The following is a 24061-nucleotide window of genomic DNA, read 5'->3' as shown; positions in this document are numbered from 1 at the left end:
CTTATACCCCATTTGTGCGTGTCGAGTGCGAAGTCCCTTGCCGGATGGATAGTTTGCGCTGACCTCGACACAGCGATAAGTGGGTAGGGCAGCGTATGGCCGTCGATCCGTTGATCGAGCTGCGGGACGTCAATAAGTACTACGGAAAGTTGCACGTACTGCAGGACATCAATCTCACCGTCGGCCGCGGGGAGGTGGTGGTGGTCATCGGCCCCTCCGGCTCGGGCAAATCGACGCTCTGCCGGACCATCAACAGGCTCGAGACGATCGAGTCGGGCTACATCGCCATCGACGGCAGGCCCCTCCCGGAGGAGGGCAAGGGACTCGCGGAGCTGCGGGCCGAAGTCGGGATGGTCTTCCAGTCCTTCAATCTCTTCGCGCACAAGACCGTGCTGGCCAATGTCTCGCTCGCCCAGCTCAAGGTCCGCAAGCGCAAGAAGGACCAGTGCGACCTGCGGTCCCGGGAGCTGCTGGAGCGGGTCGGGCTCGCCTCCCAGGCGGACAAGTACCCCGCCCAGCTCTCCGGCGGTCAGCAGCAGCGGGTGGCCATCGCCCGCGCCCTCGCCATGGACCCCAAGGCCCTCCTCTTCGACGAGCCGACCTCGGCGCTCGACCCGGAGATGATCAACGAGGTGCTGGAGGTCATGCAGCAGCTGGCCCGGGACGGCATGACCATGGTCGTCGTCACCCACGAGATGGGGTTCGCCCGGTCCGCGGCCAACCGCGTGGTCTTCATGGCCGACGGCCGCATCGTCGAGGACCGCACCCCGGAGGCCTTCTTCACCGCGCCGGAGACCGACCGGGCCAAGGACTTCCTGTCCAAGATCCTCAAGCACTGACGGGAGGCTCCCTGTTGCGTACGAGAAAAATTCTGGCCGCCTGCGCGGGCCTTCTGCTGGCCGTCCTCGCCGCCGGCTGCGGGAAGGAGGGCAGCCCTCCGGTGAAGGGGCCCAAGCCCGGCCAGCTGCCGGTCTACAAGGTCGACACCGGTTTCCGGCTGCCCGAATCGAAGACCTGGACGAAGGCCAAGAAGCGCGGATATTTCCGGGTCGGGGCCAAGGAGGACCAGCCCTATCTGGGCGAGAAGGACCCGGCCACGGGTATCTACTCCGGATTCGACATCGAGATCGCCCGGATGATGTCGGCCTCGCTCGGCTTCGACCCGAAGACGATCCGCTTCAGGACGATCGCCTCCGCCAACCGCGAGACCGCGCTGCAGAACGGGCAGATCGACTACTACGTCGGCACCTACACCATCAACGACATGCGCAAGAAGCTCGTCGGGTTCGCCGGGCCGTATTTCATGGCAGGCCAGTCCCTGCTCGTCCGCACGGACGAGCACGACATCAACGGCCCGCAGGACCTGGCCGGCAGGACCGTCTGTTCGGCCGCGGGCTCGACCCCGTACCAGCGCATCGCGGCCGACTACCCGAAGGCGATCCTGGTCGCGTACGACACGTACTCGATCTGCGTCGACAACCTGCTGACGTACCAGGTCGACGCCGTCACCACCGACGACGCCATCCTGCTGGGCTTCGCGGCCAAGGCGCCCAAGGAGCTGAAGGTGGTCGGCAAGCCGTTCTCCGAGGAGCCGTACGGCATCGGCGTCCCGCGCAGGGACAACGCGCTCCGGTTCGCGCTCAACGACGCCCTTGAGGCCAACGAGAAGAACGGCAACTGGAAGAAGGCGTTCGAAGCCACGCTCGGCCTGTCCGGAGTGCCCGCGCCGACTCCGCCGCCCATCGACCGCTACCCGGCGACCTGAGGGGACGGGCCAGGACCATGGACGTACTCACACAGAACTTCTCGCTCTACGCCAAAGGTTTCCTCGGCACCCTCGAACTCACCGTCTACGCCTCGATCCTGGCATTGGTCCTCGGCTTCGTCATGGCCTCGTTCCGAGTGGCGCCCGTCGGCTCGCTGCGGGTGTTCGGCACCGTCTGGGTGACGGTGCTGCGCAACACCCCGCTGACCCTGCTCTTCTTCGCCGTCCTGCTCGGTCTGCCGCGCTTCGGTCTGGTCCTGCCGTTCAAGGTCTTCGCGATCCTCGCGCTCGGCTGCTACACCTCCGCGTTCATCTGCGAGGTGATCCGTTCCGGCATCAACACCGTGCCGCAGGGGCAGGGCGAGGCGGCCCGCAGTCTCGGAATGACCTTCGGGCAGACGCTGGGCAACGTGGTGCTGCCGCAGGCGTTCCGCTCGGTGATCCCCCCAGTCGGTTCGACGCTCATCGCGCTCGCCAAGAACTCGGCGATCGCGGGGGCGTTCAGCGTCACCGAACTGCTCGGCACCTACAAGACCCTCAACGAGCTGGGCTACAGCATCATCTGGACCTTCGTCTGGATCGCCGTCGGCTACCTCATCATCACGTTGTCCATCAGCGCGCTCTTCAACGTGCTGGAGAAGCGCTACGGAGTGGCCCGATGACCCACACGGCGGCCGCCACCGCGCTCTACGACATCCCGGGCCCGCGGACCCGCAAACGCCACTTCGTGTACGGAATCGTCTCGACGGCCCTGATCGTCGCCCTGGTGGGCTGGATCATCTATCTGCTCTTCAAGACCGAGCAGTTCACCAGCGCCAAGTGGACCCCCTTCGAGTACAAGGGCATCCAGGAACTCCTGCTGCGCGGGCTGGGCAACACACTCAAGGCATTCGCCTACGCGGCGGTGCTCTCACTGGCCCTCGGTGCGGTCCTGGCCGTCGGCCGGCTCTCCGAACACCGGGCGGTGCGCCGGCTGGCGACGCTCGTCGTGGAGTTCTTCCGGGCCATGCCCGTCCTGGTGATGATCTTCTTCATCTTCGTGGCGCTCAAGGTACAGCCGCTGCCCGCGCTGGTCGCCGGACTGACCCTCTACAACGGCTCGGTGCTCGCCGAGGTGTTCCGTACCGGCATCAACTCGGTGGAGCGCGGCCAGCGCGAGGCCGCGTACGCACTGGGGATGCGCAAGACGCAGGTCATGACCTTCGTGCTGGCCCCGCAGGCGGTTCGCGCCATGCTGCCCACCATCATCAGCCAGTTGGTAGTGGCCCTGAAGGACACCTCGCTCGGCTATCTGATCACGTACGAGGAGTTCCTCCACGCGGGCAAACTCATCGCGTCCAACCTCGACTACGATCTTCCCTTCATCCCCGTGGTGATGGTGATCTCGCCGATCTACATCGGGATGTGCATGCTGCTCTCCTGGTTCGCCACCTGGGTGGCCAAGCGGGAGCGGCGCAGTCCGAAGACGGAGGCCGTGGAAGTCGCACCGGCCGAACCAGGAACGCTGCTGCCAAGAGTGCAGTAGCCCGGGACCGGCCGTACGGCGGTCCGGAGGAGCGGTACCCGCCCGGCAGCAGCCGGTGATCACTTCTCGCGCAACGGGACGGACAGGTACGAGGGGTCCGCGCCCGGCGAGGAGAAGGTCAGCTGTGCGCCGGCAGGGTTGCGCTCGATGTACAGGGGGTCGACGGTGTCGATCACCAGGGCGAGCCGATGACCGGCCGGGCGGCCGGGGACCGGGAGCAGGGAAACGGGTCAGCTGAGCGCGCTCTTCGCCTGCCAGTCGGACCAGGACACATTCCACGCGCCGTAGCCGTTGCCCTCCGCGACCGTCCCCTTGGCGTCCGCGCCGGTGATCTCGAACGGGTCGCCGACCTGGGCCTTCTTGAACAGCTCCGCGGCGTTCGCATTGCTCATTCCCACGCAGCCGGAACTGTGATTGGCGACCCCGAAGTACGCGGCGTTCCACGGCGCGGCATGGGCGTACATCCCCGACCAGGTCAGCCGCATCGACGAGTCGACCATCTTGTCGTACGCATCGCCCAGACCGACCGTCTCGGAGCGCATGTTGATCGTGCCCTCCTTCGCCATCAGTACGGCCGTGCCCCGCCAGGACGCCTTCTGGCCGCCCGGGGTGCCCGCCGACATCGGCACGTCCATGACCGTCGTCCCGTCCCGGTGCAGCGCCAGCCGGTGACGGTCGAGGTCGACCTTGACCACCTGGTTGCGGCCGATGGTGAAGGTCGTCCGGTAGTCGCGCACGAACCAGCCGCCGGCCGTTCCGGAGTCGATGCCGCCCAGGTCGGCGTCGAGCGTGACGCGGGTACCGGACTTCCAGTAATCCTTGGGCCGCCAGTCGACGCGGTCCTTGCCGGAGTAGTCCTGCAGCCAGCCCCAAGAACCCTCGGTGTTGTTCGACGTGGACACCTTGAGTGCCTTCTCGACCGCCGCCTTGTCCTTCACCGGGTTGTCGAAGACGATCGACAGCGGCTGGGCGATGCCGACCGTGGTGTTCTTGCCGGGGGCGAGCGTCAGCTTGTTGACCTTGTCGGCCTCGGCTGTCGAGAAGCCGGCGCGGTCCGTGCCACCCCTGGTGTCCGTCGCCTCGACGCTGTACTCGGTGCCGGGTGCGGCGACCCGGTCCGAGGTCCAGCTGCGGCCGTCGCCGGATATCCGGCCGGTGAGCGCGTCACCCTCGGCGGCGGTCACCTTCACCGTCTTCAGCTTTCCGGCGGCCAACGTCACCTTTACCGGCTTGCCCGCGCTGGCCCTGGAGCCCTGGAGGTTCACCGAGATCCTGGTGTCCGGAGCCTGAGAAGTCCCGGCGGCGTGACCGGAGCCGGCGTCCGATGCGGCAGCGCCGCCGGAGCAGGCGGTCAGGGCGGCGCCGAGCACCACCGTTCCGGCTATCAGGGTGAGCCGGGCCGGGCGGGCCAGGGGTGCGGTACGGCGTATGTGCCGGTGTGCAGCGGACAACGAAAAACCTCCAGGGCTGTGCTTCTCACCGGTGGAGAGGCATTCACCAGACTTTAGGTTCCTCGAATCCCTGACAAACCATGGATTCCGTTGTGTGACAAGGAATGGAGCGCAACGGTCATCGTTTCGTCACATGCGCCGCTCGGACCCGTCATGGACCGCTGTGAGCATCCTGTGCAGCCCCGCCGAGCCGAATGGAGGGGCGGGACCAGGGGAGGGCCACGGATATGTCAGCGCTGCTCGCGACCGGTGACCGCAGAGGTGAACAGGGGATGCGGATACGCAGCCTCACCGCCGCCGAGCACCGGGCGGGTGTGACCGCGCGGCCCGGGGCGAGCTTTCTGCAGTATCCCTCCTGGGCCGGAGTGAAGGACCAATGGACGTCGGAAATGGTCGGATGGCACGGCGCCGACGGTGAATTGACCGGCAGTGCCCTGGTCCTCTACCGGCAATTCCCGGGCACCCGTAAATACTTTGCCTATCTGCCGGAAGGGCCGGTGGCCGACTGGGCCGATCCCGACATCGACCGCTGGCTGCGGCCGCTGATGGCGCATCTGCGGAAGGCGGGCGCCTTCGCCGTACGGATGGGGCCGTCACCGGCGTACCGCCGCTGGGACACCGCCCGGCTCAAGGCGGCCACCGGGCCGGGCCGGAAGGTCCGCGATGTGCTGGCGACCGAGGTGGACCCGCTCGGCACGGCAGTCGCCGACCGGCTCCGGGCGCGCGGCTGGCGGCGGTGCGGCGGGGACGGCGGCGCCAGCAACGACGCCGACGCGCAGCCGCGCTACGTCTTCCAGGTGCCGCTCGCCGGACGCACCCCTGACGACCTGTGGGCGGGGCTCAACCAGGAATGGCGCCGCAACATCCGCAAGGCCGAGAAGTCCGGTGTCCGGATCGTCGTCGGCGGCGCGGCGGAGCTGCCCGAGTTCCACCGGCTGCTGCGGATCACCGAGAAGCGCGACGGCTTCCGGCTCGGCCGCTCTCTCGCGTACTTCCAGCGGCAGTACGCCGTGCTCAACGCCGAACAGCCCGGCCGGATGCAGCTCTATCTCGCCGTCCACGAGGGCGAGATCCTCGCGGCGCACACCATGATCAGCGCCGGGCGGCAGGTCTGGTACCAGACGGGCGCGTCCGCCGACCACCGGCGCGAGGTCCGCCCCAGCAACGCCCTCCAGTGGCGGATGATGCTCGATGCGCACGCCCTCGGCGCCGAGCTGTACGACATGCGCGGGGTCCCCTCCACCCTTGACCCCGACGACCGCTCCTTCGGACTGCTGCGCTGGAAGCTCGGCACCGGTGGGCAGGTCGTCGAGACCCTCGGGGAGTGGGAGACATCGGTGGGCGGAGCCGCCAACAACACGCTGTACAGGGCGTTCCAGGCGTACCTGGCCCGCCGGTGACCACCGCGCGGACGACCGGGACAGTCGTGCAGGAGAGGCCGGAGGGACGGCAGAAGCCGGGCTCGGTGCTGCGCAGCGGCGCCGTCATGGCCGCGGGCTCGGTCGTCTCCCGGGCGACCGGGTTCGTACGCTCGGCGGTCGTCGTCGCCGCCCTCGGTACCGGACTCACGGCCGACGGCTACACGGTCGCCAACACCGTCCCCAACATCCTCTACATGCTCCTGATCGGCGGAGCCCTCAACGCCGTGTTCGTCCCGGAGCTGGTGCGGGCCGCCAGGGAACACAGCGACGACGGCGCCGCGTACACCGACCGGCTGCTCACCGTCTGCACGGTCGGCCTCGTCGCCCTCACCGCGCTCGCTGTCGTCGGCGCCCCGCTGATCGTCGGCACCTACACGGACTACTCCGGGGAGCAGGCGGAGCTCACGATCGCGCTGGCCCGCTACTGCCTGCCGCAGATCCTCTTCTACGGGCTCTTCACCCTCCTCGGCCAAGTACTGAACGCCCGGAACCGGTTCGGCGCGATGATGTGGACCCCCGTCCTCAACAACGTGGTCATCATCGCGGTGTTCGGGCTCTATCTGGTGGTCGTGGCAGGTTCCGGCGGGGAGTTGACCGCCACCCATGCCCGGCTGCTGGGCTGGGGGACGACCGCCGGGATCGTCGTGCAGACGCTGGCCCTGGTGCCCGCGCTCCGGGCGGCGAAGTTCCGCTGGCGGCCCCGGTTCGACTGGCGGGGGAGCGGCCCCCTTCGAAAGGAAGACCTGGTGAGCGACGACGTCTTGCGCGCCTTCGGCCGCATCGAAAGCTGGCTGGAAGAAAACGCCCCGCTGTCCTGGCAGAGCCTCCAACCGCCCGCCTCCGAGGCCGCGATCCGCGCCGCGGAAACGAACTCGGCCTCACGTTCCCCGCCGAACCGACGACCCTGCTCATGCTGCACAACGGCGTGGCTGCCGAGCCCGCGGAGATCGAGGAGGACGAGGAGGGCGAAGTGGCGAACACCAAGTTCCTCTCGAACCAGGCCCTGCTCGACCTGGACCGGATCGTCGCCCAGTACCGGCGGCTCACCGACCCGAACATCGGCAGCGGCCGCCAGCGGAGCTACCTGCCCTGGCTGGCCACCGAACCCACCGACATGATGTCGTGCTGTCTTGTCGCCGCGGACCCCGCCAACGCCGGGGCACTCGCGCGATGGGACGAGTACGAGCCCGCGACCCTTATCGCCAGCGGCCCCCGCACCATCGCTGCATTGCTCGAAGCACACGCCGACGCACTGGAGTTCGGCACAGGACCTCTGCTCACCGTAGGCGGTGACGTGCCGGGCACCATCCACGGCTGCCTCGTATGGGACAACCCGGAGCAGCCGTTCCTCATGGAGCCCGAGCGGTGGACGCCGCTGCGCTGAGCGCGCCGGGACGTGAGCGCGGCAGCCCTCTCCCTCTCGGCGGCAACCACCCACCATGACGTCCGCACCCCATCGCACTCCCCGCCCGAACCGCCAAAGGCGCCGCTCGCCTGGGCAGCGACGGGGAGGACGGCGTCGACGGCCACGACATCGACGGCAAGATCGACGGCTTCGGGGCGATGCAGCTCAAGTCGAGCGTGGTCAAGAAAGCCTGACCGCACAGCGGCCCGTTCCGCGAGACTCACGCGACCGCAGGGCCGAGGGGTCTCCGGAATCCACAACCAGGAGACGATGGGCGGCAACTTCACCAGCTTCATGAAGCAGATGCGCATCATGGACAAGGACGCCTGCTGGCTCGACTCCCGCATGACCGGGCCGTGCGACCATACCGACGCGTTCGGTACACCGCTCAACCCGGTGATCTGCACAATGACCGCGAAGTAGCCGCCACCGGATAGCAGCCGGCACGGGCTCCTCCTTGGGGGCCCGCGCCGTTTCCCGTCTCAGAGCTGCGGGACCGGCAGCAGGACGAGCGGAAGCGTTCCGGCTTCCACCGCGGCTCGGTCGATCGTGAGGCCGCAGTAGTCGCCTACGCCGGCGAACACGCGGGCCGGGATGTCGCGGTGGTGCTCCTCGAAGTACCGCGACGCCTCCTCCTGGGTGTGCACGCCGTTGTAGGCGGTGGGGAAGACGGCCCCGGAAGCATGCAGGGCGGTGTCGAGCTTCGAGTTCCGGCTGGTGCTCTCGGCGAACTCGGCCTGCCAGGTGCGGCCGTCGTCGCCCGGGGCGTGCAGGATCCGGGAGGGGCCCGGTCCGAGATTCAGGGTGAGACAGATGATCTCCTCGCCGACGAGGGGATCCATCTCCGGTACCTCGCGGTAGCCGAGGGACCAGGTGGCGGCCCACGCGTCCTCCAGGACGTACAGCCAGCCGCCGCATATGCCGTACATGGCGCGGCTGAAGTCCTGCATGTCTGGGGGTATGGCGAGCTCGTGGCGCTCCTTGTACAGGTCCCCGCATTCGAACTGCTCAGGATCTGCGCCGAGCCGGACGAGGAACTCTTCCGTGTCCACGCCGCGGGCAGCCGTCAGGGAAATGCCGCGGAGCATCCCCGGCATACGGCCTTTCGCGTCCTTGTAGGCGTGCTCGCCGATCCACCGTAGACCTGAACCGTGTTGATCGCTCATTCGATCAATCTATAAGCAGTCGCCCACGTCAGGTCTTGCGGTGCCGTCCCCGGCCCGGAGCCATCGGCGACCGGCCGGGAACAGGCGGGGAGGCCCTGGAGGCTTGCCGCTGCCTCATCCCGTCTCGGGATTTGCGTTGGCCAGGCCGACGCAGTGCGGGTGTGGAGAACTCAGCACCTTGGAGACCGGACCGCCGACGCAGAACTCGGTGCGCTCGCCGAAGGCTTGCTGGGTGACGTCGTGCGAGAGGATCTGCGCGTGGGCCGAGCAGTCCTTGATCAGCGCGGAGAGTTCGAGCAGGGCGTAGACGTCGTGGCGGTGGACGGCGCCGTCGCCGCCCGCGTCGCGGTTGACGACGAGCAGGCACTCGGAGTTCCCGGGCAGTCCGAAGAACGCCTGTTTGCGGCGGAGCTTGCGGCCCCAGAGATAGGTACGGGCGATCCAGCCGAGGGCGGTGCTGATGCCGGCGGCTATGACGCCGAGCACGATGTTGCGTACGTCGTCAGTCATGGGCGGGCATGTAATCGGTGATTCGGATCCATGGTCACTGCGGTCCTGACGAGACGTATGAGGTGGAGTTACCCTGCGCGGACGATCCTTCACTGGAGGTGCGCATGCGACGTTCCGTCGCGCGGAATGTGTCGTTGTTGGGTGTTCTCGCCGCTGTTGTCTCGGTCGGGGCGGCCGCACCGCCCTCGTCCGCACCGCCGATATCGCCGCCCCCCAAGTCGCCCGTCGCCGTGGGCTACGGCGGCGCCGTCGCCAGCGTCGACGCGGACGCCACGGCCGCCGGGATCGAGGTTCTCCGCAAGGGCGGCAACGCTGTGGACGCCGCCGTGGCGACCGCGGCCGCGCTCGGCGTGACGGAGCCGTACTCGGCGGGCCTGGGCGGGGGCGGCTACTTCGTCTACTACAACGCCAAGAAGCACACCGTGGAGACCATCGACGGCCGCGAGACCGCGCCGCGCAGCGCGGACTCCTCCCTCTTCCTGGAGGAAGGCAAGCCCCTCGCATTCGCGGACGCCGTCACCAGTGGTCTGGGCGTCGGCACGCCCGGCACCCCGGCCACCTGGGCCACCGCGCTCGACGCCTGGGGCAGCAAGCCACTGAGCGGGCTGCTGAAGCCGGCCGAGCGGCTCGCCAGGGACGGCTTCGTCGTCGACTCCACATTCCGTTCGCAGACCGAGGGGAACCAGGCCCGGTTCGCCGACTTCCCGGACAGCGCGAAGCTCTTCCTGCCGGGCGGGCAACTGCCCGTGGTCGGCTCCGTCTTCAAGAACCCCGACCTTGCGCGTACGTACGAGAAGGTGGGCCGCGACGGCATCGACGAGCTGTACCGCGGCGACCTGGCCGACGACGTCGTCCGGACCGTCCGCAACCCGCCTGTCGACCCGAAGGCGAGCCGGGTGGTGCGCCCCGGTGATCTCACGGCGAAGGACCTGCGCTCCTACCGTGCTCTGCGGCAGGCCCCGACCAAGGTCGGCTACCGGGGGCTCGACGTGTACGGCATGGCGCCGTCCTCGTCCGGTGGTACGAGCGTGGGCGAGGCGCTCAACATCCTTGAGAACACCGATCTTTCGCGGGCGAGCGAGGCCCGGTATCTGCACCGCTACATCGAGGCGAGCCGGATCGCGTTCGCGGACCGCGGGCGGTGGGTCGGCGACCCGGCCTTCGAGGACGTACCGACGCGCGGACTGCTGAGCCGGCGGTTCGCCGACTCGAGGGAGTGCCTGATCAAGGATGACGCGGTGCTGACCAGCCCGCTCGCCCCCGGCGACCCGCGCCGTCCGGCCGACTGTGCGAACCGTGGAACGGCCGCCCCGACGACGTACGAGGGGGAGAACACCACGCATCTGACGGCCGCCGACAAGTGGGGCAACGTCGTCGCTTACACCCTGACCATCGAGCAGACCGGCGGCAGCGCCATCACCGTGCCGGGGCGCGGATATCTGCTCAACAACGAGCTGACGGACTTCTCGTTCGCGCCCGCCAACCCGGCGGTGCACGACCCGAATCTGCCGGGTCCGGGCAAGCGGCCGCGGTCGTCGATCTCGCCGACGATCGTGCTGAAGCACGGGCAGCCGGTACTGGCCCTGGGGTCGCCGGGCGGCGCGACGATCATCACCACGGTGCTGCAGTCGCTCATCGGCACGGTCGACCGCGGTCTTCCGCTCGTCGATGCGATCGCGGCGCCACGCGCCAGTCAGCGCAACTCGCCGACGACCGAGCTCGAACCCGCGCTGTGGAACAGTCCGCTGCGGGCGGAACTGGAGTCGCTCGGCCATGCCTTCAAACTGAACCCGGAGATCGGGGCGGCCACCGGTGTGCAGCGGCTGCCGGACGGGCGGTGGCTCGCGGCGGCGGAGAAGGTGCGGCGCGGCGGCGGATCCGCCATGGTCGTGACGCCGAGCGACTGAATATGATCATGCGTCAATAAGGTGACCCACGAGGCTGGTTCGGGGCCGGAAGGCGGCCACGGGCCGGCCCCGTGGCCGTGACGGGGACATGGGTACGGGTTGTTCAGAGGGCGGTGAGGACGCGGGGCCCCGCGTCCGTGATCGCCACCGTGTGCTCGGCATGCGCCGCCCGGCTGCCGTCGGAGGTGCGCAGCGTCCAGCCGTCCCGGTCCGGATGGAACGCGTCCCGGCCGCTGCCGATCAGCATCGGCTCGATCGCCAGCACCATTCCGTGCCGCAACGGCATGCCACGACCCGGTCGTCCCTCGTTGGGGACGGCCGGGTCCTCGTGCATGGAGCGGCCCACGCCGTGGCCGCCGAACCCTTCCGGAATGCCGTATCCGGCGGTCCGGCAGACCGTTCCGATCGCGTGTGCGATGTCCCCGATCCGGTTGCCGACGACCGCCGCCGCGATCCCCGCGTCCAGTGCGGCGAACGCCGTGTCGATCAGCCGGGTGTCCGCGGGCCGGGCGCGGCCGACGGTAAAGCTGACGGCCGAGTCGCCGACCCAGCCGTCGAGCGTCGCGCCTGCGTCGATGCTCACCAGATCGCCGTCGCGCAGCCGCTGGTCGGTCGGGATACCGTGCACGATCGCGTCATTGACGGACGTGCAGATCACCGCGGGGAAGGGGGTGGGTGCGAAGTGCGGCCTGTAGTTCAGGAACGGCGAACCGGCGCCCGCCTCGCGCAGTACTCCGCGCGCCACCTCGTCGAGTTCGCGCAGCGACACACCGACCGCCGCCGCTTCCCGTACGGCTGTCAGGAGCTGGGCCACGACCCGCCCGGTCTCACGCATCGCCTCTATGGATGTATCCGTCTTGAGTTGCACCATGCCAATTACTATACCGGTCGAAGCGGTATGAGAATAACGGCGGTATGAGAATGGCGCCGGCACTAGAATGGCGGCATGGTACGAACGCCTCTCACCCCGGAAGAGCGCCTTCGCGGCGAACGGCTCGGCCGCCTGCTCCGCGAGGCGCGAGGCGCGCGCAGCATGGTCGAGATCGCCGCGAGCGCCGGAATCTCCGCCGAGACGCTGCGCAAGATCGAGACCGGTCGCGCCCCGACCCCCGCGTTCTTCACCGTTGCGGCACTGGCCGGCGCGCTCGGCCTCTCCATGGACGATCTGCTGATCCGCTGCGCCGAGGAACCGGACGCGGCCGTCCGGCTGGCCGGGTAGCGCCGGGTGACGCCGGGTGGCGCCGGGTGGCGCCGGGCAGTCCCGGGGCTGCTCAGTCGGCGACCGCCAGCTGAATGCGGTGGTGGCGCGGTGTGTCGATCTCGTCGAGCAGCGCGATCGCCAGGTTCAGGTGCGAGATGTGCCAGGTGCCGCGAGACGCTGCGGGCCATGGAGCGGGACGGCTTCCTCACCCGCACCGTCCACGACGAGCGGCCACCGCGGGTCGAGTACGAACTGACGACGCTGGGCCGCTCCCTGCTCGGCCCGCTCGACACGGCCTGCGCGTGGACCCGGGAGCATCTTCCGGAGCTGGTGAGCGCGCGCGAGGCATACGTGTCCCGTAGACAGGACGCGTAGGGTCACGCCCGTGACTCCTCAGACACTCCAGGACTTCGACCGCAGCGAGTACGTCAGCCTGACCACGTACCGGAAGGACGGCACGCCCGTCGCCACGCCCGTGTGGGCGGCGGCCGACGGCGAGGAGCTGTTCATCTGGACCCGGAGCGACTCGTGGAAGGTCAAAAGGATCCGGAACAACAGCCGGGTCACGGTGACCGTCTGCGACGTGCGGGGCCGGATCGCCGACGGCGCGCCGGGCGCCGAGGGTACGGCGCGGCTGCTCGACGAGGCGGGGACGCGTGCCGTACGCGGGGCGCTGGCCCGCAAGTACACCTGGAAGTTCTGGCTGGTCGACTGGCCGGCCATGGTCGTACGCCTCGGCAAGCGGCCGCACGCCGGGATCGCCGTCACCTTCTGAGCGGCGGCTGCGGGGGCGTGCATGCTTCCGGCCGTGCGCGGACCGCACCCCAGTGGAAAGCGGGCGTAGCCGTCCCGTAACACGCCTGCGGTCGAATGCCTGCGGACTGGAACGCTCCAGTCGACGGTGGGTGAGGGCGTCGATGACGGTGCATCAACTTGCTGCGAAAATAGCCGAGTTCGTGACGTATCTGCGGAATCTCACGGATCTGCTCGACCCCGGGCGCGGTTGGTACGGGGAGTTCTGCCGGCGCGACCCCGAGGGTATGCGGGCCTGCCTCGACGGGGCGGAGATCCCGCCGTGGGACGTGGTGGAGTCGCCGCTCCAGGATCTGGCCGCAGAACGCGGCACGGGGTTCGCGGAACACGAGTCGGTACGCGCCGCCGCCCTGTACTCCGCGTCGGCCGCCGCCCACGCGGCCCGGGGCGGCTTACGGCCGGCAGGGCGCTGTCCTTGAACGCCCTTGCGGCGAGCGCCGACGGCACGGTGTGGAGCGCGGTTCACGAGCCCATCACCCGTACCTGCTTCCGTGCCGGGTTGGCCTGTCGGCGTGGCATCTGCTCTCCCCGGGGGAAGGAAGAGAGAGTGTGAACCGCACGGGTACGAAACATGATCGACTCGGCCGGTTCACGGCGATGGTCTTGCCCCGCCGTGTGGCGGGGCTTACGTTCTCCTCCTGTGCATCGAATCTACGTGCGTAGAAAACACGTAGAGGCTCTCTGACGCCGCGTCGAAGGAGCAGCTCATGTCCCACGTCGTACGCGCCGCACTCGTCCAGGCGACCTGGACCGGCGACACCGAATCCATGATCGCCAAGCATGAGGAACATGCTCGCGAGGCCGCCCGGCAGGGGGCGAAGATCATCGGCTTCCAGGAGGTGTTCAACGCCCCCTACTTCTGCCAGGTGCAGGAGCCCGAGCACTACCGCTGGGCCGAGGCCGTCCCGGACGGGCCGACCGTCCGGCGGATGCAGGAGCTCGCCCGCGAGACGGGCATGGTGATCGTCGTGCCGGTCTTCGAGATCGAGCAGTCCGGCTTCTACTTCAACACCGCCGCGGTGATCGACGCCGACGGCTCGTACCTCGGCAAGTACCGCAAGCATCACATCCCGCAGGTCAAGGGGTTCTGGGAGAAGTACTACTTCAAGCCCGGAAACGCCGGCTGGCCGGTCTTCGACACCGCCGTCGGCAAGGTCGGTGTCTATATCTGCTACGACCGGCACTTCCCCGAGGGGTGGCGTCAACTCGGCCTCAATGGCGCCCAGTTGGTATACAACCCGTCCGCGACCTCGCGCGGCCTCTCCAGCTACCTCTGGCAGCTGGAACAGCCCGCGTCCGCCGTGGCCAACGAGTACTTCGTCGCCGCGATCAACCGCGTCGGCCAGGAGGAGTACGGCGACAACGACTTCTACGGCACCAGTTACTTCGTCGACCCGCGCGGCCAGTTCGTCGGGGAGGTGGCCAGCGACAAGGAGGAGGAACTCCTCGTCCGCGACCTCGACTTCGGTCTCATCGAGGAAGTGCGCCAGCAGTGGGCGTTCTACCGGGACCGCCGCCCCGACGCGTACGAGGGACTGGTGGAGCCGTGAGCAGTCTCCACCACCGCCACCTCGCCGTCAGCCCCGAATGGCTCGCGCTCTACTACCGGCATCCGCTGGAGATCACCCACGGTGAGGGCCGCCATGTCTGGGACGCGGACGGCAAGCGCTACCTCGACTTCTTCGGCGGCATCCTCACCACGATGACCGCTCACGCGCTGCCCGAAGTGACGAAGGCGGTCACCGAGCAGGCCGGGCGGATCATCCACACCTCGACGCTGTACCTCAACCGGCCGATGGTCGAACTTGCCGAGCGCATCGCCACGCTCTCCGGCATCCCCGACGCCCGGGTCTTCTTCACCACCTCGGGCACCGAGGCCAACGACACGGCGCTGCTGCTCGCCACCACGTACCGCAGGTCGAACCAGATCCTCGCGATGCGCAACAGCTACCACGGCAGGTCGTTCTCGGCCGTCGCCATCACCGGCAACAAGGCCTGGTCGCCGACGAGTCTGTCCCCGCTGCAGACGCTGTACGTCCACGGCGGGGTCCGGACCCGGGGCCCGTACGCGGAACTCAGCGACGCACAGTTCATCAAGGCGTGCGTGGCCGATCTGGAGGACCTGCTCGGGCACACCCGCGGCGCCGCCGCGCTGATCGCCGAACCCATCCAGGGCGTCGGCGGGTTCACTTCCCCGCCCGACGGCCTGTTCGCGGCGTTCCGCGAAGTCCTGAACCGGCACGGCATCCTGTGGATCTCCGACGAGGTGCAGACCGGCTGGGGCCGTACCGGCGAACACTTCTGGGGCTGGCAGGCTCACTCCCGGAACGGCCCGCCGGACATCCTCACCTTCGCCAAGGGCATCGGCAACGGCATGTCGATCGGTGGCGTCGTCGCCCGCGCCGACGTCATGAACTGCCTGGACGCCAACTCCATTTCGACGTTCGGCGGCTCCCCGGTCACCATGGCGGCGGGCCTCGCCAACCTGTCGTACCTGCTGGACCACGACCTCCAGGGCAACGCCCGACGCGTCGGCGGGCTGCTCATCGAGCGGCTGCGGGCGATCGGCGCGGGCTCGGAGTGCGTGCGGGAGGTGCGCGGCCGGGGCCTGATGATCGGCATCGAGCTGGTGAAACCCGGCACCGACGAGGCCAACCCGGAGGCGGCAACCGCTGTGCTCGAAGCGGCCCGTGAGGGCGGGCTGCTCCTCGGCAAGGGCGGCGGGCACAACACCAGCGTGCTCCGGATCGCCCCGCCGCTGTCGCTGTCCATCGCCGAGGCGGAGGAGGGCGCGGAGATCCTCGCCGCCGCGCTGCGGGCGGCGGGGTGAGGCGACGGGGGTGTGCCGGCGGGCCGGTCGTGCCTGTGCGACTGGACCGCTACCACGCCCCCGCCCACCGGTTCGGGAGCTGCGCCCGGGGGCCCGCAGATGCGCCCTGACACGGTGACCCGGCGGGGGAGGAGCGCGGCCGGACCCGCGGAGGTGCGGGATCCGGCCGGTCGGGGTGGCTCGGTCAGCCCGGCCGTCCGGGCGGGTTCATTTGAGGTCAGGTGGCATGGGCGTGGGCGTGGTGTGACCAGGCAGTCGCGATCGGCCGCATGACGGCGACGCGACCACGGCTACGACATCGACTGCGTCGCCTCGCGCTGGTGGGGGATCGTGACCGGTGTCGCTCCCGGCTGCACGGTCACGGTGCGCGTCGGAGCGGGGACCGTGATGCCCTCGGCCCGGAATCGCGCGTGCAGGCGCTTGATGAACTCGTGCTTGATCCGGTATTGGTCGCTGAACTCGCCGACCCCCAGAATGACCGTGAAGTTGATCCTGGAGTCCCCGAACGTGTGGAACCGGATGGCCGGTTCGTGGTCGGGTACGGCGCCGGTGATGTCGGTCATCACGTTCTCGACGACTTCGGCCGTGACGCGCTCGACGTGTTCGAGGTCACTGTCGTAGCCGACACCCACCTGGACCGTGATCGAAAGTTGCTGTTCCGGCCGGTTGAAGTTGGTCATGTTGGTGCCGGCGAGCCGGGCGTTCGGGATGATCACGAGGTTGTTCGACAACTGACGCACCACGGTGTTCCGCCAGTTGATGTCGACGACATAGCCCTCCTCACCGCTGCTGAGCCGGATGTAGTCGCCGGGCTGCACCGTCTTCGAAGCGAGGATGTGCACGCCCGCGAACAGATTGGCCAGCGTGTCCTGCAGCGCCAGGGCGACCGCCAGACCGCCCACGCCCAGCGCGGTGAGCAGAGGCGCGATGGAGACGCCCAGCGTCTGGAGCATGACGAGGAAACCCATCGCCAGCACCACGACGCGCGTGATGTTGACGAAGATCGTGGCCGATCCGGCCACCCCCGACCTGGACTGCGCCACGGACCGCACCAGACCGGTGATCACCCGGGCCGCCGTGCGTGTCGCGGCCAGGATGAGCAGAGCGGTCAGTGTCATATTGACGTGGTGCCCGACCCTGGCGGTCAGCGGAAGCGCCGTGGCTGCCGCCGCCGCGCCGGCGGCCAGCGCAGCCCAGGGCGCCAGGGTCCGCAAGGCGTCGACGATGACGTCGTCACCGCTCCATCGCGTCCTGCTGGCTCGTTCTCCCAGCCATCGCAGCGTCACGCGCAGCAGGAGGCCCGCCGCGATGCCGGCGGCCACCGCAATACCGGCGACGATCAAGTCGTGCAGAGTGAGGGCCCGGTTCACCGTTCCGCCCCCGCTGTCCGGGGAACACGACCGATGGGGGGAACCGCCGCCGTTTCCGGGCGCCGGACGGGATGCTTTGTCACCGTTTTACCTGTTCGATTCTCGGGTGTGCGGTTCGCGTCGGGAGACACGGATGTGCGGACTGGGGTCCGACGCGATCGCCCATCCTGCCGTACGCGTTCGAACGCGCTGCGGCTGACCCTGCGTCGGCTCACGCAGGGCGGAAATACTGATGGCGGATCAGAGTGCGGGGGCCTTCCTGCGGTGATCCGGTCGTGAGGGCGCGCCGGCTTTGGGCCGACGGTGTACGCCATGCCCGGAAACGGAAACGTCTTCAGCGGTTAGCCGCAGCGGTATTGCCACAGTGGGTAACCCACTTCTACGTTCTTCACCACGCACCATGTCTACGTGCGTAGACCCATTCCGCCAGAGTGAGGAGGGGTACATGAGCCGCACCGTCATCCACGGCGGCCTCGTCGTCACCGCGTCCGACGAACTCCACGCCGACGTACTCATCGAGGGCGGCCGCATCGCCGCGCTCGCCGCGCACGGCACCGACGCGGCCACGAGCTGGACCGCCGACCGGACCATCGACGCCACCGGCAAGTACGTCATCCCGGGCGGTGTCGACGCGCACACGCACATGGAGATGCCCTTCGGCGGCACCTATGCAGCCGACACCTTCGAGACCGGGACCAGGGCTGCCGCCTGGGGCGGCACCACCACGATCGTCGACTTCGCCATCCAGACCGTGGGGCGCGCGGTCCGCGAAGGACTCGACGCCTGGTATGCGAAGGCCGACGGCAACTGCGCCATCGACTACGCCTTCCACATGATCCTTTCCGATGTGAACGAGTCCTCGCTCAAGGAGATGGACCTCCTCGTCTCGGAGGGCGTCACGTCCTTCAAGGGTTTCATTGGCTCGCGTGACCAGGAAAGTTCAGCCCGAGTAGGGATCTGACCTGCAAGAACGCGCTGATCTCAGCCTGTCGGCGGGGCGGTATCCCCTCATCCGCCCCGCCGGCGACGCCCCATCGGACGCATCGGGCATGCAGAACGGCCCACGAGCGAGTACCCCGTATCCGACGAGAATGGAGCAGAAGCTATGGCACGCACTCTGATCACCGGCGGCCTGGTCATCACGGCCTCCGACGAGCTGCATGTCGACGTGCTCGTCGACGGTGGCCGCGTCGTGGCCATGACCACCCATGACAGCCATGAGTGGACGGCCGACCGTGTCATCGACGCTGCGGGGAAGTACGTGATCCCAGGGGGTGTCGACGCCCATACCCACATGGAGATGCCGTTCGGTGGCACCTTCGCCTCCGACACCTTCGAGACCGGTACCCGGGCTGCGGCCTGGGGCGGCACGACGACCATCATCGATTTTGCCATTCAGCCCAAGGGCGGATCGCTTGGCGAGGGGCTCGATGCGTGGCATGAGAAAGCGGATGGAAAGTGCGCGATCGACTACGCGTTCCACATGATCATGTCAGACGTGAACGAGTCCTCGCTCAAGGAAATGGACAGACTCGTCTCGGCCGGCCTTAGTTCGTTCAAGCTCTTCACCGCGTACCCGGGGGTATTTCTCTCCGACGACGGTCAGATTCTCCGGGCGATGCAGCGTGCCGGCTCGAACGGTGGGCTGGTCATGACGCACGCGGAGAATGGCCTCGCAATCGACGTGTTGGTGGAGCAGGCGCTGGCACGTGGTGAGAGGGATCCGCGCTATCACGGTGAGGTTCGGAAGGCGCTTCTTGAGGCGGAGGCGACGCATCGAGTGATTAAGCTGAGCCAGGTGGCGGGCGCTCCTCTCTACGTCGTGCACGTGTCGGCGCAGGAGGCCGTCGCCGAATTGGCGCGAGCTCGGGACGAGGGCCTTCCTGTCTTCGGCGAAACTTGCCCACAGTACCTCTTCCTGTCGACTGACAACCTGGCGGAAGCTGACTTCGAAGGCGCTAAGTACGTCTGCTCCACTCCGCTGCGGCCGAGGGAACACCAGGCGGCATTGTGGCGTGGACTGCGTACGAATGATCTGCAGGTGGTTTCCACGGACCATTGTCCGTTCTGTTTCAAGGGCCAGAAAGAGATGGGGCGGGGGGACTTCTCGAAGATTCCGAACGGCATGCCGGGTGTCGAGAACCGCATGGACCTGCTTCATCAGGCCGTTGTCGACGGGCACATCAGTCGTCGTCGCTGGATTGAAATCGCCTGCGCGACGCCGGCGCGGATGTTCGGCCTGTACCCGAAGAAGGGCACGATCGCCCCAGGGGCCGACGCCGACATCGTCGTCTACGACCCGCATGCCGAGCAAATCGTGTCCGCTGAGACGCACCACATGAACGTCGACTACTCGGCCTACGAGGGCAAGCGCGTGACGGGGCGGGTGGAGACGGTGCTCTCCCGCGGCGTTCCGGTGATCGACAACCGCAGCTACGTGGGTCACGCGGGGCACGGCACCTACCTGCCGCGAGGGATCTGCCAGTATGCGAACTGAGGGTTCCTGATCCTGCTCCGGCCGACGTGATTCCGATGACCTCGCACGTGGAGTGCGTAGCCATTCTGGAGCCTGCCGACAAGGGCGCCTGACCTGCGGTTATGTGGCTCGGGTGGGTCACTCGACCTGTTTCCCTCCGTGCAACGGGTCGAGGGGGAGAGCGCCTGCACTAAACGCTTCGACCTGCGAGTTCGCGGCAGAGTGTGGTCCTGAGGCCGTGAGCGGAGTGGCGCTGCTGAAGATTCTTGACGCTCGGATGACGCTTGCTTCGAGCTCTTACGGGCTGTGTGGCCTTCAGCCCCTTCGGCAATCGCGAGGCGGTCCAGGCGCTGGCACATATCGCCCTTTTGGGGTGGGCAGTCGATGGTGTCGCGGCACGGGCGTTCATGAGTTCACGGCCGCTGATGCCGATGTGCTCTGCAGCGTGATTGGTCGTAATACCTGCCATCCTCCCCACTGGATAGCCCCGCACCGGCCCCCCACAGGCGGCAAGACTGTTGTATTCGTTGGGAGTCAGGGCCACCATGGGCTGACCGTCCATGACCATGCGCCGGGGTCGCGGCTACGCCACACGCCGTCCTTCCGCGACGCGGCTTCGGGTCTGCGGCGCTCCGGCGCGGCCGGCCGGGGCCGGGCACCCGCAGGTGTCCGGCCCCAACGCAGGGCGGTCAGGCGTCCTTGGTGGCCAGATCCGTGCGGATCTGACTGCGGCCAGAAGACCCGCGGCTGGCCCGAGACCCGGGCATCCCTCGAGAACCTCGTCGCCGCAGCCCGTGTGACCCACAGCCGCTCGGCCGGGATGGCATCGAGTCCCTTGCGGAGGAGTGCTGCTGCCTCTTCGGTGCTCGGGATGCGGGGTGAGTGGATGTCGTAGACGCCGGGGCCGGCCTCGCGCGGGTAGCTGTGCTCGGCCAGTTCGTGGGCGACCTGCATGTGGGAGCGGGCGGCTTCCAGGCTGATGACGCCGGCGTCGAGGTCGTCGATGGCCTGGACGATGTCGCCGAATCCGCGTAGCACATGTGGGTGTGGATCTGGGTGTCCGGTCGCACGCCACTGGTGGTGAGCCGGAAGGACTCGGTGGCCCATTCGAGATATGCGGTGTGATCGGCGGTACGCAGTGGCAGGTTTTCGCGCAGGGCCGGTTCGTCGACCTGGATCACGGAAGTGCCTGCGTTCTCAAAGTCGTTCACCTCGTCGCGCAGGGCGAGGGCGACCTGGCGGGCTGTGTCTCCCAGTGGCTGGTCGTCGCGGACGAAGGACCAGGCGAGCATGGTGACCGGCCCGGTGAGCATGCCCTTGACGGTCCGCTCGGTCAGTGACTGCGCGTACGTCGTCCAGCGCACCGTCATCGGCTCGGGACGTGAGATGTCGCCCGCGAGGACGGGCGGCCGGACGTAACGGGTGCCGTAGGACTGGACCCAGCCGTGCTGGGTGGCCAGGTAGCCGGTGAGCTGCTCGGCGAAGTACTGCACCATGTCGTTGCGTTCGGGTTCGTCGTGCACCAAGACGTCGAGCCCGGCCTTCTCCTGGAAGGAGAAGACCTCGCGGATCTCGTCCTTGATTCGCTCGTCGTATCCTGCCGAGTCGATCCGTCCGGCTCGCAGGTCCGCCCGTGCGGTTCGCAGCTCGGTGGTCTGCGGGAAGGAACCGATGGTGGTTGTCGGCAGCAGGGGCAGCCTGAGGTGCGCGCGCTGAGCGGCGTCCGTCCGCGTCGGTGATCGCCGCGGTACGGGACCGTACGGCGGGGTCCTTGGTCAGCTCGGACCGTGAACGGGACTGCAGAGCAGCCTTGTTGGCGGCGAGTTCGGCCGTGATGGCGTCGGTTCCGTCGGTCAGCCCGCGGGCCAGGACCGTGATCTCCGCGGTCTTCTGCTGGGCGAAGGCGAGCCAGCGGGCGATCTGCGGACCGATGTCGCGCTCGGCTGCGGCGTCCAGCGGGACGTGCAGCAGGGAGCAGGAGGCGCCGACATCGACGCGCTCGGCGAACCCGAGGAGTGTGCCGAGCGTGGCGAGGGACTTCTCGAAGTCGTTGATCCAGATGTTGCGGCCGTTGACGACGCCCGCCACCAGGCGCTTGCCGGGCAGGCCGCCAGCCGCTGCCAGGTCTTCGAGGTTACCGGCCGCGGACTCGGTGAAGTCGAGGGCGAGGCCCTCGACCGGAGACTTGGCCAGTACAGGAAGCGCGTCACCGAGGCGGTCGAAGTACGAGGCGATCAGCAGTTGGGGGCGGTCGGTGAGGCCGCCGAGCTCACGGTAGGCGCGGGCGACGGCGTTGAGCTCGGCGGGGGAGCGGTCCTGGACGAGGGCGGGCTCGTCGATCTGCACCCATTCGGCGCCGGCCGCGCGCAGGTCCGCGAGGACCTCGGCGTACACAGGCAGCAGCCGGTCCAGCAGCGTCAGCGGCGCAGAGCAGCAGGCTGCACCAAAGGATGCGGTAGCTGTGCTGCGCGCTGAGGGTCGGCTGCAGAAGCTCGACTTTTGGCTGCGTAACCCGGATTACCTGGCGGATGAGCTCCTCAACGACTACGAACGCGAGAAGGAGGCCATCAACCTGGAGCTGGCCGGCGGCATCCTGGATTCCGACGAGCCGGAGATCTGCGCTATCCGCATGCTCCGCTACCTGTTCGGGGCGTTCGAGTACATCGACCAGGCGATGAGCATCCTGGCCGCCCCGCGGCTGGTGTTGGTCGTACCGCGGCGCACCGCAAAGCGGGTGCTCCAAGCTTCGACCGGGACAAGACACTGGTCCTGCCGCCCGAGGAGACGAGCGAGGATGCTGCCGGCCGGGCCGTCCCTGAGCCCGTCATCGCCCGACTCGATGCCCACCTTGCCCTGATGGGCGTCGGCTTCTCCTACGGAGAGATGGAGCCGGCGGACATCGAGCTGATGATGCAGACGGCCTACCTGGTCCTGCGCGACACCGGCCGCCGTCCCATCGAGATCGCCCGCCTGCGGCTGAAGTGCCTGGAGACCCGCGCGGACGAGAACACCCTCATCTGGGACAACGTCAAGAAGCGCCGCTACGGCCGCAAGCTGCCCATCACCCGCGAGACCGCCGCAGTGATCAGGACCTGGCAGGCCCGTCGACGTCAGCTGGAGGTTCCCTCCCGCAGCCGGAAGTACCTGTTCCCGTCGATCTCCGACCGCAGCGGGATCGCGCACATGGGGTCCAGCCTGGCCAACGCGATGCGGGAATGGGGCGCGGCGATCCCGGTGCTACTGAGCGACGAACTGGACGAGCAAGGGAACAGGCTGCCGTTCGACGGGGGATGTCCGGGTTCCGCGCGATCGGCATCGACGCGAGGCGGCCCGTTGGTGGTCGGCCCCGGCCCTGACCTCCCTACCTCCCTCGGCACCCTTGCGGGGAAGGCCGGGAACCCATCGTGCGAGAATCCCTCAGCCGGTACCGGATGCGCCGTTTCCGGCGGCCCTCGCACTGGGAGAAGAGCGCATGCGCACCACCGTGATCGGAGTCGGACGGGTAGCGGCGGCCGCTGCATGGGTCGTTCTCGTTGCCGGATGCGGTGGCGGCGTTGGGGGTTCCGCTCCGACCGCCGCTGTATCCTCCGCACCCTTCGGCCAGAAAGCAGTGCATGCGGATCTGGACGCGGCCATCTCGGCTGCTGGGCTGCCCGGAGGAAGGACGAAGGCAGGATTCTCCGTGGGCGACCGTTCGGCCCGCTCAGCAGCCACTGACAGAGAGCGGACGCTGGCCGCCCTCGCGCCTCGACTGACACCGTGTGTGGTCTCTTGGACGTCCAGTGCGACGTGGAGCTCCTCCGAGACCGACCCGGTCAAGGTGCGTCGGCAGCTCGACACCGTGCTGTCGGGCCTTGCAGCGCGAGGTTGGCAAGAGACACAGCCTTCCGAGGAAGCGCCGATCGGAGAGGACGGCTCGCACTTCATGGCTACGTACAAGAAGCAGGGTTGGATCCTGAACGCCCGGCACAGCAGGTTGAAGTCCTTGAATCAGTCCACTGTCGTGATCACAGAGGAAGCCTGCTTCGGTCGGCTTACGGACGACGAGCTGGCCCTCTTTGACGACGACTGACGAGCTCGTGCGCAGTTGGCGGTGAGACGTCGGGGGGAGACTGTCAAGTCCGGTGTGCGCCGTGAGGCGCTTCGCTGTATCCCCGACGCAGTCGGGAGGAACTTGGAGGGAGGTTCTTGGGTCGCCTGACCTACCTGGAGGCGAAAGCT

20 protein-coding genes and 6 pseudogenes are annotated in these 24061 nt (G+C 68.2%); 20 read left to right on the top strand and 6 right to left on the bottom strand.

Annotated elements, in window-relative coordinates; translation table 11 throughout:
- Nucleotides 1–95: 95 nt before the first annotated feature.
- The 4 genes from ACWD6R_RS21140 to ACWD6R_RS21125 are packed head-to-tail and all read left to right on the top strand — an operon-like array spanning nt 96 to nt 3290.
- Complete coding sequence (locus ACWD6R_RS21140; protein WP_266979813.1) at nt 96–839, top strand: amino acid ABC transporter ATP-binding protein; 744 nt, start codon at nt 96–98, stop codon at nt 837–839.
- A gap of 14 nt (nt 840–853) precedes the next feature.
- Nucleotides 854–1765, top strand: coding sequence for a glutamate ABC transporter substrate-binding protein (locus ACWD6R_RS21135; protein WP_451820097.1), 912 nt, complete (start codon nt 854–856; stop codon nt 1763–1765).
- Nucleotides 1766–1782: 17 nt separating this feature from the next.
- Entirely contained in the window at nt 1783–2427 is a 645-nt protein-coding gene (locus ACWD6R_RS21130; protein ID WP_451820096.1) for an amino acid ABC transporter permease, read from the top strand.
- Entirely contained in the window at nt 2424–3290 is an 867-nt protein-coding gene (locus ACWD6R_RS21125; protein WP_451820095.1) for an amino acid ABC transporter permease, read from the top strand. The genes ACWD6R_RS21130 and ACWD6R_RS21125 overlap by 4 nt, the downstream gene beginning before the upstream one ends.
- Nucleotides 3291–3520: 230 nt before the next feature.
- On the opposite strand, the gene ACWD6R_RS21120 is transcribed toward ACWD6R_RS21125, so the two are convergent.
- Nucleotides 3521–4741 carry an Ig-like domain-containing protein gene (locus tag ACWD6R_RS21120; protein WP_451820094.1) on the bottom strand — a complete coding sequence of 407 codons (1221 nt, stop codon included), beginning with the start codon at nt 4739–4741 and terminating at the stop codon, nt 3521–3523.
- Between the two features lie 227 nt (nt 4742–4968).
- Here ACWD6R_RS21120 and ACWD6R_RS21115 point away from each other — a divergent pair, with 227 nt between their 5' ends.
- The 5 genes and pseudogenes from ACWD6R_RS21115 to ACWD6R_RS21095 all read left to right on the top strand — a co-directional run bounded on the left by ACWD6R_RS21115 (nt 4969) and on the right by ACWD6R_RS21095 (nt 7990).
- Entirely contained in the window at nt 4969–6141 is a 1173-nt protein-coding gene (locus tag ACWD6R_RS21115) for a lipid II:glycine glycyltransferase FemX (protein ID WP_451820093.1), read from the top strand.
- 26 nt (nt 6142–6167) lie between these two features.
- Nucleotides 6168–6896: pseudogene (gene murJ / locus ACWD6R_RS21110) on the top strand (murein biosynthesis integral membrane protein MurJ); the annotation flags it as partial.
- Nucleotides 6897–7132: 236 nt separating this feature from the next.
- Complete coding sequence (locus ACWD6R_RS21105; protein WP_451820092.1) at nt 7133–7546, top strand: hypothetical protein; 414 nt, start codon at nt 7133–7135, stop codon at nt 7544–7546.
- Between the two features lie 134 nt (nt 7547–7680).
- A pseudogene (locus tag ACWD6R_RS21100) lies at nt 7681–7761 on the top strand (PhnA domain-containing protein); the annotation flags it as partial.
- 76 nt (nt 7762–7837) lie between these two features.
- Complete coding sequence (locus ACWD6R_RS21095) at nt 7838–7990, top strand: hypothetical protein (protein ID WP_451820091.1); 153 nt, start codon at nt 7838–7840, stop codon at nt 7988–7990.
- Nucleotides 7991–8049: 59 nt separating this feature from the next.
- On the opposite strand, the gene ACWD6R_RS21090 is transcribed toward ACWD6R_RS21095, so the two are convergent.
- Complete coding sequence (locus ACWD6R_RS21090; RefSeq protein WP_451820090.1) at nt 8050–8733, bottom strand: hypothetical protein; 684 nt, start codon at nt 8731–8733, stop codon at nt 8050–8052.
- Nucleotides 8734–8892: 159 nt separating this feature from the next.
- Nucleotides 8893–9243: pseudogene (locus ACWD6R_RS21085) on the bottom strand (hypothetical protein); the annotation flags it as partial.
- A gap of 104 nt (nt 9244–9347) precedes the next feature.
- On the opposite strand from ACWD6R_RS21085, the gene ggt reads away from it, so the two are divergent.
- On the top strand, nt 9348–11150 hold the full coding sequence (ggt, locus tag ACWD6R_RS21080) for a gamma-glutamyltransferase (RefSeq protein ID WP_451820089.1): 1803 nt from the start codon (nt 9348–9350) through the stop codon (nt 11148–11150).
- Nucleotides 11151–11253: 103 nt separating this feature from the next.
- Here ggt and map read toward each other — a convergent pair whose 3' ends face one another.
- A complete protein-coding gene (gene map, locus ACWD6R_RS21075; protein ID WP_451820088.1) occupies nt 11254–12021 on the bottom strand; it encodes a type I methionyl aminopeptidase in 768 nt (255 codons plus the stop codon).
- A gap of 75 nt (nt 12022–12096) precedes the next feature.
- Here map and ACWD6R_RS21070 point away from each other — a divergent pair, with 75 nt between their 5' ends.
- The 6 genes and pseudogenes from ACWD6R_RS21070 to ACWD6R_RS21045 all read left to right on the top strand — a co-directional run bounded on the left by ACWD6R_RS21070 (nt 12097) and on the right by ACWD6R_RS21045 (nt 15994).
- Nucleotides 12097–12369: a helix-turn-helix domain-containing protein gene (locus ACWD6R_RS21070; RefSeq protein WP_451820087.1), complete on the top strand. Its 273-nt coding sequence runs from the start codon at nt 12097–12099 to the stop codon at nt 12367–12369.
- Nucleotides 12370–12537: 168 nt separating this feature from the next.
- Nucleotides 12538–12726 (top strand): winged helix-turn-helix transcriptional regulator, encoded by a 189-nt coding sequence (locus ACWD6R_RS21065; protein ID WP_451820086.1) that lies wholly within the window; start codon nt 12538–12540, stop codon nt 12724–12726.
- A gap of 10 nt (nt 12727–12736) precedes the next feature.
- Entirely contained in the window at nt 12737–13126 is a 390-nt protein-coding gene (locus ACWD6R_RS21060) for a PPOX class F420-dependent oxidoreductase (protein WP_451820085.1), read from the top strand.
- 142 nt (nt 13127–13268) lie between these two features.
- Nucleotides 13269–13562, top strand: a pseudogene (locus ACWD6R_RS21055) (hypothetical protein); the annotation flags it as partial.
- 309 nt (nt 13563–13871) lie between these two features.
- The gene (locus ACWD6R_RS21050) at nt 13872–14714 is read left to right on the top strand and encodes a nitrilase-related carbon-nitrogen hydrolase (protein ID WP_266979781.1); all 843 of its coding nucleotides are present in this window, start codon (nt 13872–13874) and stop codon (nt 14712–14714) included.
- Nucleotides 14711–15994 (top strand): aspartate aminotransferase family protein, encoded by a 1284-nt coding sequence (locus ACWD6R_RS21045; protein ID WP_451820084.1) that lies wholly within the window; start codon nt 14711–14713, stop codon nt 15992–15994. The genes ACWD6R_RS21050 and ACWD6R_RS21045 overlap by 4 nt, the downstream gene beginning before the upstream one ends.
- A gap of 290 nt (nt 15995–16284) precedes the next feature.
- Here the strand turns inward: ACWD6R_RS21045 and ACWD6R_RS21040 are convergent, their stop codons facing one another.
- On the bottom strand, nt 16285–17364 hold the full coding sequence (locus tag ACWD6R_RS21040) for a mechanosensitive ion channel family protein (protein WP_451820083.1): 1080 nt from the start codon (nt 17362–17364) through the stop codon (nt 16285–16287).
- Between the two features lie 445 nt (nt 17365–17809).
- Between ACWD6R_RS21040 and ACWD6R_RS21035 the strand changes: the two are divergent.
- Nucleotides 17810–18283 (top strand): annotated as a pseudogene (locus ACWD6R_RS21035) (amidohydrolase family protein); the annotation flags it as partial.
- Between the two features lie 186 nt (nt 18284–18469).
- On the top strand, nt 18470–19861 hold the full coding sequence (hydA, locus tag ACWD6R_RS21030; protein ID WP_451820082.1) for a dihydropyrimidinase: 1392 nt from the start codon (nt 18470–18472) through the stop codon (nt 19859–19861).
- 668 nt (nt 19862–20529) lie between these two features.
- Here hydA and metE read toward each other — a convergent pair.
- Nucleotides 20530–22267: pseudogene (metE, locus tag ACWD6R_RS21025) on the bottom strand (5-methyltetrahydropteroyltriglutamate--homocysteine S-methyltransferase); the annotation flags it as partial.
- Between the two features lie 34 nt (nt 22268–22301).
- Between metE and ACWD6R_RS21020 the strand changes: the two are divergent.
- Together ACWD6R_RS21020 and ACWD6R_RS21015 are read left to right on the top strand one after the other, a co-directional pair.
- Nucleotides 22302–22697, top strand: a complete 396-nt coding sequence (locus ACWD6R_RS21020; RefSeq protein ID WP_451820081.1) for a hypothetical protein — start codon at nt 22302–22304, stop codon at nt 22695–22697.
- Nucleotides 22698–23312: 615 nt separating this feature from the next.
- On the top strand, nt 23313–23912 hold the full coding sequence (locus tag ACWD6R_RS21015) for a hypothetical protein (RefSeq protein ID WP_451820080.1): 600 nt from the start codon (nt 23313–23315) through the stop codon (nt 23910–23912).
- The last annotated feature ends 149 nt before the right edge of the window (nt 23913–24061 follow it).

It is taken from the genome of Streptomyces sp. NPDC005151, from assembly GCF_053599875.1.
The sequence above is the reverse complement of the archived record's forward strand: the minus strand, read 5'-3'. Positions and strand labels throughout refer to the sequence as shown.

Bases quoted from the DNA above. Each gene is read 5' to 3' on its own strand.
- ACWD6R_RS21050 (WP_266979781.1), top strand. From the start codon at position 13,872: ATGTCCCACGTCGTACGCGCCGCACTCGTCCAGGCGACCTGGACCGGC.
- map (WP_451820088.1), bottom strand. From the start codon at position 12,021: ATGGTGCAACTCAAGACGGATACATCCATAGAGGCGATGCGTGAGACC.
- ACWD6R_RS21125 (WP_451820095.1), top strand. From the start codon at position 2,424: ATGACCCACACGGCGGCCGCCACCGCGCTCTACGACATCCCGGGCCCG.
- ACWD6R_RS21065 (WP_451820086.1), top strand. From the start codon at position 12,538: ATGGAGCGGGACGGCTTCCTCACCCGCACCGTCCACGACGAGCGGCCA.
- ACWD6R_RS21015 (WP_451820080.1), top strand. From the start codon at position 23,313: ATGCGCACCACCGTGATCGGAGTCGGACGGGTAGCGGCGGCCGCTGCA.
- hydA (WP_451820082.1), top strand. From the start codon at position 18,470: ATGGCACGCACTCTGATCACCGGCGGCCTGGTCATCACGGCCTCCGAC.
- ACWD6R_RS21140 (WP_266979813.1), top strand. From the start codon at position 96: ATGGCCGTCGATCCGTTGATCGAGCTGCGGGACGTCAATAAGTACTAC.
- ACWD6R_RS21130 (WP_451820096.1), top strand. From the start codon at position 1,783: ATGGACGTACTCACACAGAACTTCTCGCTCTACGCCAAAGGTTTCCTC.
- ACWD6R_RS21095 (WP_451820091.1), top strand. From the start codon at position 7,838: ATGGGCGGCAACTTCACCAGCTTCATGAAGCAGATGCGCATCATGGAC.
- ggt (WP_451820089.1), top strand. From the start codon at position 9,348: ATGCGACGTTCCGTCGCGCGGAATGTGTCGTTGTTGGGTGTTCTCGCC.
- ACWD6R_RS21070 (WP_451820087.1), top strand. From the start codon at position 12,097: ATGGTACGAACGCCTCTCACCCCGGAAGAGCGCCTTCGCGGCGAACGG.
- ACWD6R_RS21090 (WP_451820090.1), bottom strand. From the start codon at position 8,733: ATGAGCGATCAACACGGTTCAGGTCTACGGTGGATCGGCGAGCACGCC.
- ACWD6R_RS21115 (WP_451820093.1), top strand. From the start codon at position 4,969: ATGTCAGCGCTGCTCGCGACCGGTGACCGCAGAGGTGAACAGGGGATG.